Annotated in this window: 10 protein-coding genes; 8 read left to right on the top strand and 2 right to left on the bottom strand. The window is 40.1% G+C overall.

What is annotated here, in order from left to right; all coding sequences use genetic code 11:
- Positions 1-377: 377 nt before the first annotated feature.
- The 4 genes from OA91_RS00050 to OA91_RS00035 all read left to right on the top strand — a co-directional run bounded on the left by OA91_RS00050 (position 378) and on the right by OA91_RS00035 (position 5,751).
- Positions 378-1,451: a GGDEF domain-containing protein gene (locus OA91_RS00050; protein WP_063338571.1), complete on the top strand. Its 1,074-nt coding sequence runs from the start codon at positions 378-380 to the stop codon at positions 1,449-1,451.
- Positions 1,448-2,542 (top strand): MASE2 domain-containing protein, encoded by a 1,095-nt coding sequence (locus OA91_RS00045; protein WP_063338572.1) that lies wholly within the window; start codon positions 1,448-1,450, stop codon positions 2,540-2,542. Before OA91_RS00050 ends, OA91_RS00045 begins: the two co-directional genes overlap by 4 nt.
- Positions 2,543-3,171: 629 nt before the next feature.
- Positions 3,172-3,693: a MerR family transcriptional regulator gene (locus OA91_RS00040; protein ID WP_231870273.1), complete on the top strand. Its 522-nt coding sequence runs from the start codon at positions 3,172-3,174 to the stop codon at positions 3,691-3,693.
- 579 nt (positions 3,694-4,272) lie between these two features.
- Positions 4,273-5,751: an alanine/glycine:cation symporter family protein gene (locus OA91_RS00035; RefSeq protein ID WP_046016282.1), complete on the top strand. Its 1,479-nt coding sequence runs from the start codon at positions 4,273-4,275 to the stop codon at positions 5,749-5,751.
- A 112-nt stretch (positions 5,752-5,863) separates the two neighbouring features.
- Here the strand turns inward: OA91_RS00035 and OA91_RS00030 are convergent, their stop codons facing one another.
- The gene (locus tag OA91_RS00030; RefSeq protein WP_063338573.1) at positions 5,864-6,907 is read right to left on the bottom strand and encodes a GGDEF domain-containing protein; all 1,044 of its coding nucleotides are present in this window, start codon (positions 6,905-6,907) and stop codon (positions 5,864-5,866) included.
- Between the two features lie 256 nt (positions 6,908-7,163).
- On the opposite strand from OA91_RS00030, the gene OA91_RS00025 reads away from it, so the two are divergent.
- A complete protein-coding gene (locus OA91_RS00025) occupies positions 7,164-8,108 on the top strand; it encodes a class I SAM-dependent methyltransferase (RefSeq protein WP_063338574.1) in 945 nt (314 codons plus the stop codon).
- A 71-nt stretch (positions 8,109-8,179) separates the two neighbouring features.
- Here OA91_RS00025 and OA91_RS00020 read toward each other — a convergent pair whose 3' ends face one another.
- The gene (locus tag OA91_RS00020; protein WP_063338575.1) at positions 8,180-9,067 is read right to left on the bottom strand and encodes a LysR family transcriptional regulator; all 888 of its coding nucleotides are present in this window, start codon (positions 9,065-9,067) and stop codon (positions 8,180-8,182) included.
- A 225-nt stretch (positions 9,068-9,292) separates the two neighbouring features.
- Between OA91_RS00020 and OA91_RS00015 the strand changes: the two genes are divergently transcribed.
- The 3 genes from OA91_RS00015 to OA91_RS00005 form a co-directional block, all read left to right on the top strand.
- Positions 9,293-10,072, top strand: coding sequence for a HalD/BesD family halogenase (locus OA91_RS00015; protein WP_063338576.1), 780 nt, complete (start codon positions 9,293-9,295; stop codon positions 10,070-10,072).
- Between the two features lie 464 nt (positions 10,073-10,536).
- Positions 10,537-12,231 (top strand): ShlB/FhaC/HecB family hemolysin secretion/activation protein, encoded by a 1,695-nt coding sequence (locus OA91_RS00010; protein WP_063338577.1) that lies wholly within the window; start codon positions 10,537-10,539, stop codon positions 12,229-12,231.
- 11 nt (positions 12,232-12,242) lie between these two features.
- A partial coding sequence (locus tag OA91_RS00005; RefSeq protein ID WP_197477677.1) for a two-partner secretion domain-containing protein occupies positions 12,243-19,708 on the top strand: 7,466 nt, incomplete at its 3' end.

Here is a 19,708-nt window from a genome sequence, read left to right as displayed (position 1 = left end):
ATACTGACTCTAAATAGCTATTTTTTAAAAAAAATATATGTTTTATTTGAACTTGAATTTAATAAAACTCATATAGGGACGTGAGTATCAAAAAATGAAGGAATCTATGAAAACGTCCCCCCACCTTTTTGTTGGGTAAGCAGTGTTTATATTTAAGGGCTAGAGTGGGTTTAAAACCTCTCAATTTTAAATGGCCTCAACTTAAAGAAACGGCTTTTAAAGTACTCTCTTAGGTTGAAGGAAAAGTGCCACACTTGGCTGTTTCTAAGTATACATTGCTTTAAAGGGATATCCTGCTTGAAGCTTTTTCTGACAAAAAATTAAGATTTGATGTCTTGATAGGTTCATTAGCTCAGGCGAATTAACCGGAGGTATGGGTGAGATTAAGTAAAGCAGCGGGAACATTTGACTATCCAATGAGAGTAGCCGGATGCTTGCTGGTAATTATTAATGTTTATCTTGCTAGATTGCCTGAACTAGATTCTGCAGATTTGCCAATTTGGCTCACTTTACTCTTTTTTATCATTTATCCTCATATTGCTTTTGCTAGCTTTGTATTTAAACCAACGGTAAAAACTGAATCTAACAGTATGTTAGTAGATATGTTCTCCATTGGTATTCTGGCTAACTTGGTTTATTTTAACCCAGTTATTTTTCTGCCTTATTATATTGCCAACTCTTCTGCTGTATATGCCCTGAAAGGGCCTTTGCTCATGTTTAAAGGCTTTATTGCTTTAGTAGCTGGCGTATTAATCTCCATTCCTATTTTTGGCTTAGAGCTAGATTTAAACTTTAATACTTTGGGCATTATCCCTGCTTTTACTTATCTTTTTGTAGCAACACATTATGTGGGTTATTTGTCTCATTTAAGAGGCATAGTGTTAAATAAAGCCAAGGCAAAAGCTGAAATACAAGCAAATAGCGATGCCGTGACTAAGATTGCGAATCGACGTTATTTTGATCTTCGCCTTGAAGAAGAATGGTTGCGTAGTTATCGCAGTCAAACGCCTTTATCTATGCTGGCAATTGATATTGATCATTTTAAAGCCTACAACGATTTATACGGGCATCCTGTTGGTGATGATTGTTTGAATCAAGTGGCGCAAGCAATTGCAAAAAAAGTCACTCGTGCCAGTGATGTGGTCGCAAGAACAGGGGGAGAAGAGTTTAATATCATTCTTCCAAATACGAATCTTGAAGGCGCACATATCGTTGCTAAGAAGGTGCTTGAAGCTGTACGTGAACTTGAGATTGAGCATAATGGTTCAGATGCGCAAGATATCGTCACTGTTTCGGTTGGCGTTTCCTCTGTTATTCCTGTCAGTAGCTTTAGTACGAGAGGGCTCATGTTAGCGTCTGATCAGGCCTTGTATCAGGCTAAAGATGAAGGACGTAATCGTATTGCTGTGAAGCCTCTCTTTAAGTCGAGCGTACCTAAGGTGGATGCATGAATAAGCTGGATGACTTGTCAATTGAGCAGGCAGCTTGGATTAGAAAGTGCATTTATCGTTGTGCTTACCTTATTTGGCCTATTTTTGCGGTTATCGCGGTTTTAAATGCCATCAACAAAAGTGCTGCTTTAGACTCTCTATATTGGCTTGTCTTTGCCTTTATTTTTGCAAAACTTCTGCACTTTATTAGCCAGCAAAGTAATAACCCAAATACGTATGTTCTCTATGAGCTTCTGGTCGCTGCATTTTTTCAAGGGGCCTTAATTGGGGTCGTAGATATTCAGGTGATACCTAGCTTGGCGATTCTGACGCCCATTGTTGCTTTTGCTTTTGTGGGAGGTTGGCTTTACTTTCTGATGAGCTTAGCAAGCTGTTTTTTGGGTTTTGTCCTGTATTTTTTCTTTGTTGGTGTGAGCCTTTATGTGGTATCTGACTTTGATCTAAATATCATCTCAATCATTGCCATTATTATTTTTCAGGTAGTTTTTACCATGGTCGCATTGATGAATTATAGCGCCTTTGAATCCGAGCCTGATTTACAAGATAGTCATGAGTTTATAGACAAAGCCACAGGCCTTAAAAGTGCAAATTATTTAGATTTTGTTTTAGATAATAAACGTTTTGACTTCTTAACAAGAGATCAGCTTAAGAGCGGTGAAAAGTTTATTATTAGTATGTTTTTAATTCGAATTGATAAATTAAGTCAGCTTTCTGAAGTGCGTTCTCAAGACATTATGAATAAACAAGTCGCTGAATTTTCTTATGATTTATTTTATTTAATCAACAGTAGTGACTTGTTGATTCGCTGGCAAGAAGATCAACTATTGCTGATCTCAGAGAAAAAAGCAGACCTTTCAACAGAGCAAAGAGCACAGTCGCTTGTCACTAGTATGCATTCTCATCCTATTAAAGGTGCTGAATTGACGCCTTCGATTTTTTGTACGGATCTGCACTTTATACCTTCTCGAACTCAAAAGGATGACTGGTTCGATAAGATTAAACTTTGCCAAGTGGCTATGTTCAAGCAAGCTCGAGTAAGTAGTTGGCAATTTGTCGATGACGCTAGCAGCAAATCAGAAAATTTTAGTTAATAGGCAAATTGATTAGGCAAAAAAAAGCGAACTCATTTGAGTTCGCTAAAATTTGCAGGTCAGTGCAAATGAAACCTTGCTAAAAGAATTCGACTTTGGCTTTACATCTTTTGGTTGCCAATAGTTAACCCATCTTAAAGCGCTAAATCGTGATACCTCTTCAAATATAGCCGCTTTTTAGGCTTATGCTTTAGCGAGTTCTTTTTGTACAAGTTAGGTTAGATTTAACTCGTATAGGTTGTTTTTTATTAAATGAGCGTTTAATTAAAAATAATACTCTGCCTTGAATGACTTTCTGTCAAATTTTAGTCGTAATGATTTTTGTCTTAGTGAGTCGTTGATACTGACGATAAAGAGAGTTTTTAGCTGATTTTACTTTTCAATTTTGACTTTTTTGAAGAAGTTTGATGGTTTTAAACTTTTTGTTACCGAGTTTTTTATAAAGTAAGTGTGTCGTAAATAGCTTTATTTGTGTCGTTTTTAGTTTTCTTTGGATTTGCTTCTTAGTTTGTTTTTATCATCTAGACTCTGGATTTAAGGAGAGTGTTTTGTTTTACCTTGAGTTGACTATAGGTGTCGACTTTACTCTTTTAGTCCACACTTTGTTTTTAATTAAGGCTTTTTTCAAGATGACAATGATGAGCATTAGTCGCTTCTCCAAGCGCTTTAATTTATCCTGTAGTACCTTGCTCTATTACGAACGTATTGGTTTATTATTGCCTTGTACTCGCTCCCAACATGGCTATCGTTATTATGGTGAAAAAGCTGAGTTAAGGTTGCAGAGTATATTGGCGTATAAGGCCTATGGGATTGAATTAGGGAAAATTGCCCATTTAATCGATAGCCAAAATGAAGATGGACAAAAACAAGCCTTACAAGATCAGTTTAAAGCATTAGAAACAGAAATTAACCAGTTAAGAGAGCAGCAAAAAGCCATTGTGATGGCGCTTGAGGAAACTGATTTAACGCCTTCTACTCAATTAGATAAGTTTCGTTGGGTAGCCATTATGAGAGCTGCGGGTTTTGATGATGATGCGATGAAAGAATGGCATCAAAAGTTTGAAAAAATGGAGCCAGATGCACATCAAGACTTTCTTAAAAGCCTGCAAATAGATGATGAAGAGATAGCTAAAATTCGCCAGTATAAATAGGTAAGTTTAAAGGACTTACTTCCTTCAAAATAACCTTCAAGAAACACTAATTTTAATTGCTTAAAATAAGGTACGTTTATCTTAGTTGTTGAATTAATTCAATTTATTATTCTTTTTAGGAAACGTCAGTTTCCAATAGGAAATATTGGGTGTTAAAAATTACAATATACTGCAACTTTTCTTTCGTATAGAGGAAAAAACTAATTTTTGCCATTAACAAAGTGGATTGCTAGTGATATCTTGCCCCCCGTAAAAATAAAGGAACCTGCGATTAAGTCACCTCTTCTCAGTCTTTTCAGAAAACGTATCACGCAAGGCGTTACTTTGACGTAATGTAGGTACCTTTCGAAAAGGGACAACACAGGGTGTTACTTTTTCTGAAAGACCCGAAGGGCGTGGTCTAAAAGTCCTATCTCTATGTTGAGGACCTTATCAATAGAATTACTATTAAGTTGCGCTCCTCGCCATAAATCTAGCGGCTTTTATCCTCACGCTGAGGCGGGAGGACTTATTCGCAGGTTCCTTAATCAAACTTTACAAATATAAAAATAGAATCGAAATTAATTTAGGAGATAGGGTTTGCAATCAGTTTTAGACTTTTTGAACGGTATTATTTGGAGTCCGGCTCTAATATACCTTTGTCTTGCGGCAGGTTTATTTTATTCAGTTATCACACGCTTTGTGCAGGTGAGACTGATTAAAGAGATGTGGCGCCTATTGATGAATAATAAGGGCTCTAAAGAAGGGATTTCTTCTTTCCAAGCATTGGCTGTTTCTCTATCAGGCCGTGTTGGTACAGGTAATATTGCAGGTGTTGCAGCAGCGATCGGTTTTGGTGGACCAGGTGCTGTATTCTGGATGTGGGTTGTGGCTTTCTTGGGTGCAGCAACAGCGTATACAGAATCGACTCTAGCGCAGATTTATAAAGAAAGTGATGAAGGCCAATATCGTGGTGGCCCTGCTTACTATCTAGAAAAAGTAACAGGCCAAAAATGGTATGCTGTACTTTTCGCAATAGCGACTATCGTTGCTTGTGGTGTGATGCTACCAGGTGTTCAGTCTAACAGTATCGGTAATGCAGTAGAATTAGCCTTCGGTTCTGGTTCTATGATAGACACTGGTATTGGTGTGATCAGCTCAACCAAAATTATGACAGCGATTGCTGTGGTTGCGGTTCTAGGCTTCATCATTTTTGGTGGTGTTAAGCGTATTGCACGTTTCACAGAAGTCATTGTTCCTTTTATGGCATTTGCTTATATCGTGATTGCTTGTGTCATCATCATTCTTAACTTTGATCAAGTACCTGTTGTTATTGGTATGATTCTTGGTGATGCTTTTACGCCTATGGCGGGTATTGGTGCTGCAATTGGTTGGGGTGTAAAACGTGGTGTTTACTCTAACGAAGCCGGTCAAGGTACAGGTCCTCATGCTGCAGCGGCGGCTGAAGTAGATCACCCTGCACAGCAAGGTCTAGTTCAGGCTTTCTCTGTTTATATCGATACATTATTTGTATGTTCCGCAACAGCTTTCATGATTCTTATCACAGGTGCTTATAACGTGCACGGTGTGGGTGACATCATGTTGGTTCAGAACATTGCATCTGATATTGCGGCAAACAGCCCAGCTTATACTCAGATGGCGGTTGAAAGTGTCTTGCCTGGAGTGGGTAAACCTTTCATTGCATTAGCTTTGTTCTTCTTCTCTTTCACAACAATTTTAGCTTACTACTATATTGCTGAAACAAACGTTGCTTATATCCATCGTACCGTTAGAGTGCCTGGCCTGACTTTCTTGTTGAAAGTTGCGCTTATGTTTGCAACTTTCTACGGTACATTGAAAGCCGCTAACCTAGCTTGGGCTATGGGTGATGTGGGTGTAGGCCTAATGGCATGGTTGAACATTGTTGGTATTCTTGCCATCTTCTTCTTGGGTCGTCCTGCGATTAAAGCTTTGAAGGACTATGAAGAACAACGTAAAGCGAAAGTTGAAAAGTATACTTTCGATCCTAAGAAACTAGGCATCAAAAATGCTGATTTCTGGGAAGAGAAAAACAAGTAAGTATTAGTGTAAAGTTCGGCCCTAAGTGCCCACTTGATCTAATCATTAAAAAGCCCTGAGAGTGATGCTCTTAGGGCTTTTTTTATGGATGGTGTGTTGCAATATAAAAGAGCTAAATCGCCATAACTTTGTTACGACCTGATTGCTTAGCTTGAAACAAAGCATGTTCAGCGCGTTTTAAAATATAGTCCTTGGTGTCATTGTCGAGGTATTCAGATGCACCTAAGGATATGGTGAGGTTGTTAACTGATTGCCCAGTTTGCTTATTAGTGAGAATAAGATCTCCTATATTGATGCGAATCGCTTCGGCGAGGCTTGAGGCATTATCAAGGTTAATTTGAGGTAATACCAAGGCAAATTTTCCTCCGCTAAAACGATAGATTTCACCTATGCTAGAACACTCGTTACGGACTTTTTGAGCAATAAGTTGCAATACTTTATCACCAGTTTTCGTACCATAGGTTTGGTTGAAGGCCTTGAAGTGATCGATGTCGATCAGAATAAGAGAAAAATAACATTTCTGCTTAATTAACGCCGTTATCACCTCATCAAAGGCTGTTCTATTGGAAATGCCTGTCAGTTCATCAATGTTATGTTCCATTTCAAACTCAGCTAAAAGCTGTTTTAAATCTTGAATCTCTTTAGTTTGCTGAGCGAGTTTTTCATGGAGCTGTAAGGAGATTTTTTTGATTTGAGTACAATAACTGACTAAGTCTCGAATGGTATTAACTATGTAGCTCAAATCCTGATTATGTTCATGGCTATCCTTATTTAGATGCTCAAAATCTATTTCGCCACGGTTAAACTGATCCTCTAACTGACTGGCTTGTTCAATAAGCCCTTGATCAGAAAGTTCGCTATTCTCATCTTGGCTCTGTTTACTAATATTACCTAATTGATGTTGTAGTTTATTTAATTTGTGTTCGGCGGATTGGTTGCAAAAGGTATGGATGAGGGCATCGCAGTCTTCTAGTGATAGGGCTGATTTTCTTAATAATATGGCATCAACTTGTTCATTTAACAGCAGGTTACTCTGCTTCATATAGGTATACCAAAGGTTATAGTAGTGTGGGGTTATTGGTATATTCTGTTGTTGCATGATGGGGATGGTTAATTTGAAAATAGTTGCCGAATTTTCTAAATTATCTTGAAACATGGGTCTGTACCAATGATCTGTGCTAAGAATCTAGATAACCGTCCTGTTAAAGATTTTTTAGGCAAAGAGTAGATTAATCAACATGCTATTGATCGCTTTATAGGGCCTTCTTACCAAGTTTTCACCTTAAATTATAAGACATAATTGACTGTTAAATGAACAGTTTTTAATTCTGTAAATAGATCAATGAGTAAGCTTGCTGTCCTTTTAAGCCTTTTAGCCTATAATGCGCGCAAAATTTATTTTTGGAGCTTTCATGTCTGTTTTAACTCCCTACAACGCACTATTAAATGCACTTGAGCAAGCGAATCTAGTGCAGAATGAGCTTGCCCGTATTTTTCATGGGAGAGGGCACTGCTATGAAGGGTTAGAGCATATCAACTTAGATTTTTATCCGCCGTTTCTTTTCTTAGTTTCTTATCAAGCGATTGATGAAACTGAGCTTGCAGCCTTAGCGGATGCTATTTGGCAAAAAGTACCAGAGGTAGAAGGTAAGGTTGAAGGGTTAGTCTTTCAACAAAGAGCAGGGCGAGATACCAAAAACCAAGTGTTTTATGGTGAGCTTCCTCAACCTCATATCATTAAAGAGCAAGGGGTTCAGTATCAGGTCGATTTGTTAAAGCATCAAAATACAGGAATCTTCCCTGATATGTATAACGGTCGTACTTTTGTGATGGAAAATGCAAAAGCGAAGAAGGTGCTTAATCTCTTTTCTTATACTTGTGGCTTTTCTTTAGCTGCGATGCAAGGTGGTGCTACTTCTGTTGTGAATATGGATATGAACAATGGCGTATTAAAACAAGGCAAAATTAATCATAAGTTAAATGGCTTTGTGAAAGAGGTAAGCTTTTACCCTCATGATATTTTAAAGTCCTTTGGTAAATTGAAGAAAACAGGACCTTTTGACCTAGTAATTATCGACCCTCCAAGCTTTCAAAAAGGCAGTTTTGAGCTAACAAAAGATTATCAAAAAATCCTAAGACGTTTACCTGAGATAGTGAATCACGATGCTCAACTGTTGTTATGTGCAAATAGCCCAGATTTATCTGAACAGGCGTTTATTGTACTGATTGCTGAACATGCTGGAGATGATTTTATCTTCGATCACAGGTTGGAAAACAGCCAAGGCTTTCCTGAAAAGGATAATGATAGAAACCTGAAAGCACTTGTTTATAAATATAAAAAGCCTCACGAAGAATAAAGGCAAAGTGCTATAAATGTTTATGTACTAATTTACAGCGGATTAATTTATAGCACCTTAATTTTAAGGCTTTAATTGTCAGGACTAAGCCGCTTAATAAACTGCATAGCAGCTAGCTTGTCTTTAGTGCGATCAGGATAGATAAGATAGTAGGCTTTTTTGAGCGGTAATGTGATAGGACTTAATTTGATTAGCTGGCCTGATTTTAGCTCATTTTGTATTAATAAATCCTGTCCTAATAAGAGGCCTTTACCCTGTATCGCTGCCTCTATCGCCATGCTAGATAAGTTAAACTGAGGGCCTTTATTAGGTTCTTTTTCTTGATAGCCTGCTGTACTCAACCATTCCTGCCAGCCGGGCAAAAATTGATTATCATCTCCCCAATCAATATGAATCATGGGAAGTGTCAGTAAAGTATTTAAATCCTTGGCTAGCTGCCCATTAACAAGTGCAGGGCTTACAACCAGACTGACATTATCCTGAAAAATGAGTTGATGATTTAATGATTCTTCTTGCTCTCCAAAGCTGATGCAAGCATCACAATTACTTAAGTTGAAATCTATGTGAGAGTGACTGGCTTCCACCCGTATTTCTAACTCAGGGTTCACCTGCATGGCATCTAATACCTTAGGCATTAACCATTTAGTCGCCACCGAAGGAAAGGCATGCAGCGTAAAGATATCATGCTGCTTTAATTGTCTGAGACTAGCCTGGCCTTGTTTGAGTTTCTCAACCGCTTGCTCAGCAAAATACAGATATTGCTGACCAGCTTGAGTTAACTCAACCCCTTGTTTAGAGCGTTGAAATAGGGAAACATCTAATTGCTCTTCAAGCTGCTTAATTTGTTGACTCACCGCGGCTGGAGTAAGGCAAAGTAGCTTGGCTGTTTTGGCAAAACTAGTCGTTTTTGCAGCATTTATAAATGTCAGTAAGCTGCTTGTACTGGGAAGCTTTAACATAGTTTGCCTTAATCTTAGTGTGATATTGGTGATTGCTTTACCATTATTAAATGTTAAAACACGCTTCTTGTTAAGCCTTATTTATAAAATGGGGTGTTAAGAAAAATTTAACGATGACTGAAAAAATGATTGATTTTCATACAGCTGAAATGATCTTAACCTGTTTGTACAGACTTAAGATGATTTGTTAACCGAGTGTCAGAAAATAACAATAAGGAAGGTCAAATGCCGTTATCGGACTATATCAATCAAGCTCAATACCCAATTGAAAACAAAAGCTTTAGACAAGCTTGTAAGCAATCTTTGCAGCAAGAAGGTGCGTTAGTTTTACCCAACTTTCTTCAAGATCACGTGATTCAAGCCATTGTAAATGAGGGCAATCTAAAAAAGGATTCAGCCTATTATACTCAATCAAGTCATAATGTTTATTTGAATGAAATAGATCCAAGCTTCCCCCTAGAACACGCTAGAAACCAGCAAGTAAACTCCTCAAAAGGCTGCATTACAGATGATCAAATAGATCAAGATTCAGTATTAAGAAGCCTTTATGATTCAAGCCTTTTAAGAGAGTTTCTAGCGAGTGTGTTAGAAGAAGAAGGGCTTTACGAATATGGTGATAACCTGTCTTCAATTAACTTGCATTATGCCAGTGAAGGGCAAGAGCTAGGTTGGCATTTTGATAACTCCTCTTTCGCGATCACCTTGTTGATCCAAAAGCCAGAAGCAGGTGGTGTATTTGAATACATAGAAAATATGCGAGATGCGGATGCGGGAGAAATGAATTATGAAGGTGTCAGTGATGTGCTTTCTGGTAAAGCACAAGTAAAACAACTCGCCATAGATCCAGGTGCACTTGTGTTATTCCGTGGCCGCAACGCCATACACAGAGTCACTCCAACCCAAGGTGACACTACACGAATGCTTGTCGTGCTCGCCTATAACTCTAAACCTGATATTGCGCTTTCAGAAGCAGCTCGTATGACGTTTTATGGAAGGTTGAAGTAATAAAAGAGGCTCAATACTTGAGTTTATAGCTTTTAAAAGAGTTGTATTGCTAACTCTTTTAAAAGCTTGTTTTGTACTATTTTTTAGCTCTAGTGCGTTTCAAATTTATTGCTCATCTAGAACTAGTTTATGTATAAGGTACCGAATGTAGCTATATTGGGGGGGCAGTACATATAGTACATTTTTCTCAAAAGTATGTTGGTAAAGTGTCTTCATTTTAAAACGCTTTTTTATACTAACTCGTTTTTTAAAAAATGCTTAAAACATGATAAATGTCATTTTCTTGTTTTGAATGTGCAAGAAAATCTCATAAAGTGTATGAAATTCATCTGTAATATGAATCTTTTAACTCATTTCTGCATGTAATATTTCTTAAGGTAATGTCATAAAATTCTTGAATCCTTACGGGTTATGGTGATAATTTACACAAATTAGATAAAACACTGAATTGGATTACAATTTTTATGCAAGGCAAAGGATATGCCAATAGCAAATTTGCTTATTTGCTTCTTTTATTACTTTCTGTTTATTTTTCACCATTTCTCCAAGCTGCTGATACGGATTTAGGGAACTTTGTCGAACGAGACTTAAAGAACAAAACTACCCAGGCCGAAATTCAAAAACGTCTAGAGTCAGAAAGTGGAAGTGTTCAGCTTCCAGACTTTGATGGCCTTGATAAACCTCCAGAAGAAAGTGTCTGCTTTGTCATAGAAAATATAAACATTGACGGACAGTTTTCAGGCTGGATGAAAGAAATGGGGCAGAAGTACCTTGGCCAATGTGTTGGTCAGCAAGGTATTGCTCTTTATTTACGAGCAATTAATAAGAAATTATTATCACTTGGATATATAACCTCAAGAGCCGTATTGCCTGAACAAGATTTGTCTAAAGGCGAATTGTCTGTATTTATTCAAGAAGGACGAATTGAAAGAATAATATTTCCAGATAAGTTTGATCGTTTTGTATGGCAGGCTGCATTCCCTATGTCTGCTGGGGATTTGCTCAATATGAGGGATTTAGAGCAAGCTGTAGATCAATTAAATCGTTTATCTTCTGTTACCGTAAAAATGAATATTGAGCCCAGTAATAAAGAAGGGTTTAGTAAAGTGATTATGGATGTAGAAGAGAAAAAATCCTGGGAAATAGGTGTTTCTTTAAATGATGCAGGCGGTGAAACAGTTGGTCTTTATCAACTTTCAGCTGATGTTACGATAGATAATTTTATAGGTGTACTTGATACATTAAACTATTCTCGTTCGTTAGATCTAAACGATGATAAAAGTAGTGACTCTCTTAGTGACTCATTTTCATTAAATATCCCAATCGGATATTGGTCAATTGATATTGCCAATAGCAATTTTAATTATCACCAAAAAGTAAATGGATCTGTTCAAACTTTTAAAAGCAGTGGTGAAGGTCATGATTCAAGTATTAAAGTGAGTCATGTTTTTTATCGTGATAATAGTTATAAACTTTCTTGGTTTAGTGGCATATATAAAAGGCAAAGGCGTAACTATATAGATGATACTGTTGTTCAAATTCAAAGCCGAGATTTAACAAACTTACTACTTGGTTTTGGTATCAAAAAGTATATCGGTTCATCTGTTTTAGATATTAATATTGAAGCAGAAAAGGGAGTCGATTTACTGTCAGCAGAAAAAGTAGATAAAACGGCATCCTCTAGTACTGCTCAACCTGACTATGAGTTATATGGTTTCTCCGGTGTATTAAGTACTCCATTCTCTTTTTATGAAAAAAGTCTCAGCTTAACGAGTCAACTTAGTTTTCAATATTCCCCTAACCCTATTTATACATTGGACTGGATGAGTAATGGTGGGCGTTATAGTGTCCGTGGTTATGCCAGTGATGAAGGGCTTAGCGCGGAACATGGTTGGCTTCTAAAAAATGATATTAGTATCCCTACTCGTTTATTTGGTACTTCTTTTACGACTTATGTTGCCATGGACCTTGGCGGCGTTTCAGGAGAAGGTGCTGAAGATATCAGTGATAAAACCCTAATGGGCTTTGCGCTAGGCGCAAAGGGCAAAGTACTCAATGCCGATTACGATGCGTTTATCTCACAACCTATTTTATTAAGTGGCCCCCATACTGACACCTCATGTTGTCAGGTGGGCGCATCACTCTCATGGCAGCTTTAAGGATGAAGGTCATGTCAAAACAAGTCAGAGTGTTTGAAACGTTTAATCGTCACAAAAGGACAATCGCTCAACTGACCTTAGCGTTTTATATTACCTATCCCGGCGTTATCCTCGCAGAGGGGGTCGCGGCGGCGGCAACGCAACATGCTCCAGAGATTATTTCTGCACCTAATGGCGTTCCTATTGTTAACATTAATCAAGCCTCAGCCGCAGGGGTTTCTCGTAATGAATATGAAAGGTTCAACGTTAATAACAATGGCCTGATTTTAAATAACTCAACCGACATTGTGAGCACTCAAAACGCAGGTTACATTGATGGTAATGCACGTCTAAATGGCGTCAATGCTCGCATTATTTTGAATGAAGTGGTGGGCAATAGTACTTCTCAGCTTCGAGGTTATACGGAAGTTGCAGGTAAAAGAGCCGAAGTCATAATCGCTAACCGTAATGGCATTACCTGTAATGGTTGTGGCTTTATCAATACCAGTCGTGGTGTCTTGACTACAGGCGAGCTGAAGTTTGATGAGAATAAAGCTTTTTCAGGGTATCGCATCAAGCAAGGTGAAGTGAATATTGAGGGGTTGGGGCTCAATGCCAATAACCTAGATCAAGTTGATATTTTGTCTAAAAGTATCAAGGTAAACAGTAAACTCTGGGCAGATTCTTTGAACCTAATTACAGGTGAGAATGAGGTCGACCATGATTCTTTATCTGTGACGAAAAAAAGTACGTCTGACAATGCTCCTAGCTTTTCCTTGGATGTCGCCGTTATTGGCGGTATGTATGCAAATAGCATTAAGCTGATTGGCACAGAAAAAGGGTTAGGAGTTAATTTATCTGGAGATATGATTGCGGCGGACAATATCGTGCTGGATCAAAATGGCAAGATTAGAAACAGCGCTAATATTGAATCGAATGCAATTAATATTACTGCTCAAACGTTAGAGAATAGTGCGACAGGCAAATTGTTGTCGAATGCTGAGACATTGAATCTACAAGTGGCCAGCATTGATAACCTAGGCTCAATCCTCGCTGACAGTATTGTGGTTAACAGCGAGGCCCTTACTAACCAAAAAGGCGCAGAAATATCCTCGAAAAATGCGATAGATATTACCTCTCTGGCATTAGAGAACGAGGGACTGATTGTTGGTGTTAGCCAAACAATAACGTCAGATACGATTACCAACGCGGAAGACGCTATTTTAATCTCAAAATCTGACTTTAATATCACCTCAAAGGCAGTCAATAACTCAGGTTTACTCAAGTCGGATTCGATTAAACTTGATACATCAACTTTAGAGAATACCTCAAAAGCAGAAATTACCTCTGAGACCAAGATCGAACTTACAGCTGATGCCATTGACAATAATGGAACGTTTAATTCTCAGTCGTTAGATATCAAAGCCAATCAACTTAAGAATCATGAAAAGGCTAACCTGATAGCGGGCAATGATCTGAGTTTGAATGTGAATGAGCTGACTAATCAAAGTGAGCTGACGAATAAGGGCGTAATTAGCGCAAAGTCTATTGAGCTTAACGCAAAAAAAATTATTGCCAATGAAACATCTGAAATTACGGCACTTAATGGTGAGATAGACATTACTGCCACTGAAGCATTGTCTAATGCTGGGGTGATTGTTTCTGAGAAGGTTCAACTAACCTTAGGCGAATTGAACAACACTGCATCCGGTTTGGTGAATGCACAAACTGACACCCTGACAATCAAAGCAAATCGTCTTGTTAACCAAGGCTCATTGTCTGCAGTCACAACAGATATTAGTGTGACAACCGAATTACTGAATCAGGTTGGTGGTGAGATTGCGACAACATCAGGAGACCTTAATGCCACCTCTAATCAGTTTACTAACAACGGACTGCTAAGCTCAAATACGCTGACAATTAATGCAACGACATTGACAACTGGCAGCGATTCCGAAATTAATGCGCGTGGTAATAAACTCTCCATTTTGGCTAGCGGAATAGGCACACAGGGCAAACTTTTAGCCAATGATCTTGCTATTCAATCAGATAATTTTGATGCTGGGATTTCAAGTTATATTGCCGCCGATGATATTTCGGTTACGGCCTTAACTAAAGAAGGAGAAAGTAATGTATCAAACGCAGGCAGTGTGCTTGGTGACACAGTTAAAGTGGATGTATCTAACTTTACAAATACAGAGACAGGTAAACTCCTGTCAGAAAGTGGTACAGGAACTCTAACGGTCGCAAACCGTTTAGTGAATCAGGGCCATATCCAAGCGCAAACACTGAATGCAACGGTAAAATCGCTCGAAAATAGCGGTAATCTCGTTTCTAAAAATAAACTGACGATTGATGCTGATTCGATTCTAAACCGTGCTGAGGGTGCTGTTTCCGCTAATGAGATGGATTTAAGTAGTCGATTCTTAAGTAACAGTGGTGATGTTTTAACTGTCACTGGGGATATTGATGTTGCCTCAAAGACACTTGAAAACAGCGGTAATCTTGTCTCTAAAAATAAACTGACGATTGAGTCAGACTCGATTTTAAACCGTAATGAAGGTGTTCTCTCTAGTCAGACTTCAAGTTTAACTGTGACGGCACAATCATTAGATAATGATGGGCAAATTTATGGTGAAGTTAGCACTATTGATTCAAGCTTGATCAATAACAACGCGTCTGGATCGATAGGGATTAATGCATCCAATCTGACTCTTACTTCAGACGAGTTAACTAATGTAGGTAAGCTTGTTGGCAATGAAATCCAAATTAATGTGAGTGATTTTGTTAATGAAAAATCCGGTATTTTAGCGGCTGATACCTTATTAAACATTAAAGAAAAAGTCCAAACCGACTCAGCGCCTACAGGTGTTACAAGCCTTAAAAACCTAGGTTCTATTGCTGCCAAAGATATCAACATCACCTTAGATCAGGCGGAAAATCAGGGTGGATTAGTGACGGCCGAAAATGCCCTTGATCTAGCATTAACAACGCTGGAAAACTCAGGATCATTAAGTGCGGCACAACAGACTGTAACAGCAGATCAACTCACAACAGAGCAAGGTTCTGTGATTGCGTCGACAGACCGAGTTTTGACCCTCAAAGTAGATAAGATTAAGAATAGCGGTTCCCTAGTCGGTAACGGGTTAACCGTTACCTCTAGTACATTAGGTAACGCGGCTAGCGGCGTGATATCCAGCCAAGCAAATTCACTCACTCTTGATATTGATAATATCGTGACAAATCACGGTTCGATCGATGGTCAAACACTTTATGTTAAAGCGACAGATATTGTAAGTTCTGGTGTTATCGAGGGAGAAGATACGACTCTTAAGTCACAGACATTAGCTAACCAAGGGTCGATATACGGTAATGCAGTCAATATTAATAGTGATGTAATTACGAACAGTGAAGAGGCTTTAATACAGTCGAAAGAAGGTAATTTAAATCTAGTCTCTAAGGCTCTTACGAACCAAGGTGCGCTTGTTAGTGATGCTAACTTAGATGTCACAACGGACAGCTTGCTTAACCAAGGTGGTATCACTGCACAAGAAGCTATTTTAAAGGCGGATACCTTTACCAACGAAGCGTCTGGCCAGATTGCAGCGGATAACAACCTGAGTGTGATCACCCGCACCTTGGATAACTTAGGGGAACTTGCTTCTTCAACAGCGGACTTCGTAGCAAACCTCTTTACTAACCAAGGTACCATTGAAGCTAAAACCGGTCAGCTAGACATCACTACCGAAACCCTTACGAACACATCGTCTCTCTCGGGTGTGGGTGTAGACCTTGATGTGAAGACACTGACTAACACAGACAGTGCTGTTATCTCAGGTAAAACAGCCAGTCTGATTATCAATGACTCAACTAATGCTGATACACAAAGCACTGAACAAACCATCACCAATGCAGGAACGTTATCGGCACAAACAATCTCTATCGAAGGTAAGCAGTTAGACAACACCGCGAGTGCTATTACGATTGCTCAAGGTGGTGATCTGACCCTTGATGTGACAGAAATTGATAACCAAGGCCGATTAGCAGGCGATGAGGTTAATCTGACATCAAGCAGCTTGACCAACCAAGCCAATGCCTTAATCACAGCACAAGCAGGCAAGCTGACGATCAGTAATGAGACGACCACGAACCAAGGTAAACTCTCAGGTAATAACCTACAGATAACCACTGACACACTGACGAACGCACAAGATGCAGTCGTGATAGCCAAAGACGGCTTGCTTGATATCACAGCAAGCACAGAATTAAATAACCAAGGTGATCTGGCGGGTGAATCCACCCAGATAAACACGGCTACCTTGATTAACCAGACGCAAGGTTTGGTGACAGCGCAAACGGGTCAATTGGCTATCACGACACAAGGTGCGCTTGAAAACAGCGGTACCTTATCGGGTCAATCGCTTAATGTGACAAGTGATACGTTGGCCAATAAAAACAATGCCATCGTGATTGCTGAAACCGGATTACTTGATTTAACGGCAACCACCAAGGTGACGAACCAAGGTTCTCTAGCCGGTAACGAAACCAAGATTGAAGCCAGCACTTTAGACAACCAAACAAGCGGTGTGATTGCGGCACAAGCGGGTGATTTAACCCTGAATGGCGATACGATTACGAATGCTGGCAGTGTGTCGGGCACGGGTGTGACAATCAAATCAGATAGCGTCACGAATAAAGCGGGCGCTAAGCTGATCGCCAGTAATGGCACGTTAGATGTCACAACGGACAGCTTGGTTAACCAAGGTGGCATTGCTGCACAAGAAGCTATTTTAAAGACGGATACTTTTACCAACGAAACGTCTGGCCACATTGCAGCGGATAACAACCTAAGTGTGATCACCCGCACCTTGGATAACTTAGGGGAGCTTGCCGCTTCAACCGCAGATTTTGTCGCAAACCTCTTTACCAACCAAGGCACGATTGAAGCCAAAACCGGTGAGTTAGATATCACGACAGATACCTTAACCAACACATCCTCACTCTCAGGTGTGGGTGTAGACCTTGATGTGAAGACACTAACTAACGCAGAAAGCGCCGTTATCTCAGGTAAGACAGCCAGTCTGATTATCAATGACTCAACTAATGCTGATACACAAAGCACTGAACAAACCATTACCAATGCGGGTACATTATCGGCACACACTATCTCCATCGAAGGTAAGCAGTTAGACAACACGGCAAGTGCGATTACGATTGCTCAAGGGGGAGCTCTGACCCTTGATGTGACAGATATTGATAACCAAGGTCGATTAGCAGGTGATGAGGTTGATCTGACATCAACTAGCTTGACCAACCAAGCCAATGCGTTAATCACAGCACAAGCAGGCAAGCTGACGATCAGTAATGAGACGACCACGAACCAAGGTAAACTCTCAGGTAATAACCTACAGATAACCACTGACACACTGACGAACGCACAAGATGCGGTCGTGATTGCCAAAGACGGCTTGCTTGATATCTCAGCAAGCACAGAATTAAATAACCAAGGTGATCTGGCGGGCGAATCCACTCAGATAAATACGGCTACCTTGATTAACCAGTCGCAAGGTTTGGTGACAGCACAAACGGGTCAATTGGCCATCACGACGCAAGGTGGGATTGAGAACAGTGGTACCTTATCGGGCCAAAATGTGCAGCTTGATACAGATACATTAACCAATAAAAACGATGCCATCGTGATTGCTGAAGATGGGGTACTTGATTTAGCGGCAACCACCAAGGTGACGAACCAAGGTTCTCTAGCCGGTAACGAAACCAAGATTGAAACCAGCACCTTAGACAACCAAACAAGTGGTGTGATTGCGGCACAAGCAGGTGATTTAACCCTGAATGGCGATACGATTACGAATGCTGGCAGTGTGTCAGGCACAGATGTGACAATCAAATCGGATAGCGTCACGAATAAAGCGGACGCTAAGCTGATCGCCAGTAATGGCACGTTAGATGTCACAACAGGCAGCTTAGTTAACCAAGGTGGTATCACCGCACAAGCGGCTATTTTAAAAGCTGATACCTTTACCAATGAAGCGTCTGGTCAGATTGCAGCGGATAACAACCTGAGTGTGATCACCCGCACCTTGGATAACTTAGGGGAGCTTGCCGCTTCAACCGCAGATTTTGTTGCAAACCTCTTTACCAACCAAGGCACGATTGAAGCCAAAACCGGTGAGTTAGACATCACTACCGAAACCCTTACGAACACATCGTCACTCTCGGGTGTGGGTGTAGACCTTGATGTGAAGACACTAACTAACGCAGATAGCGCCGTTATCTCAGGTAAGACAGCCAGTCTGATTATCAATGACTCAACCAATGCCAACACACAAAGCACTGAACAAAGCATCACCAATGCGGGTACGTTATCGGCACAAACCATCTCTATCGAAGGTAAGCAGTTAGACAACGCTACGACTGCTATCGCCATTGCTCAAGGAGGTGATCTGACCCTTGATGTGATAGGGATTGATAACCAAGGTCGATTAGCAGGCGATGAGGTTAATCTGACATCAACCAGCTTGACCAACCAAGCTAATGCGTTAATCACAGCACAAGCAGGCAAGCTGACTATTAGTAATGAGACGACGTCTAACCAAGGTAAACTCTCAGGTAATAACCTACAGATAACCACGGACACACTGACGAACGCACAAGATGCGGTCGTGATTGCCAAAGACGGCACATTAAACATAAAGGCTACGAATACACTGAATAACCAAGGTGATCTGGCGGGTGAATCTACCCAGATAAACACTCAAACCTTGATTAACCAGACACAAGGTTTGGTGACAGCTCAAACGGGTCAATTAGCCATCACGACGCAAGGTGCGCTTGAAAACAGCGGTACCTTATCGGGTCAATCGCTTAAAGTGACAGGTGATACGTTGGCCAATAAAAACAATGCCATCGTGATTGCTGAAAACGGATTACTTGATTTAGTGGCAACCACCAAGGTGACGAACCAAGGCTCTCTAGCCGGTAACGAAACCAAGATTGAAACCAGCACCTTAGACAACCAAGCAAGCGGTGTGATTGCGGCACAAGCGGGTGATTTAATCCTGAATGGCGATACGACTACGAATGCTGGCAGTGTGTCAGGCACGGATGTGACAATCAAATCAGATAGCGTCACGAATAAAGCGGGCGCTAAGCTGATCGCCAGTAATGGCACGTTAGATGTCACAACGGACAGCTTGCTTAACCAAGGTGGTATCACCGCACAAGCGGCTATTTTAAAGACGGATACTTTTACCAACGAAACGTCTGGCCACATTGCAGCGGATAACAACCTAAGTGTGATCACCCGCACCTTGGATAACTTAGGGGAGCTTGCCGCTTCAACCGCAGATTTTGTCGCAAACCTCTTTACCAACCAAGGCACGATTGAAGCCAAAACCGGTGAGTTAGATATCACGACAGATACCTTAACCAACACATCCTCACTCTCAGGTGTGGGTGTAGACCTTGATGTGAAGACACT

This window comes from Marinomonas sp. SBI8L, from assembly GCF_001624705.1.
GTDB lineage: Bacteria > Pseudomonadota > Gammaproteobacteria > Pseudomonadales > Marinomonadaceae > Marinomonas.
The sequence above is the reverse complement of the archived record's forward strand: the minus strand, read 5'-3'. Positions and strand labels throughout refer to the sequence as shown.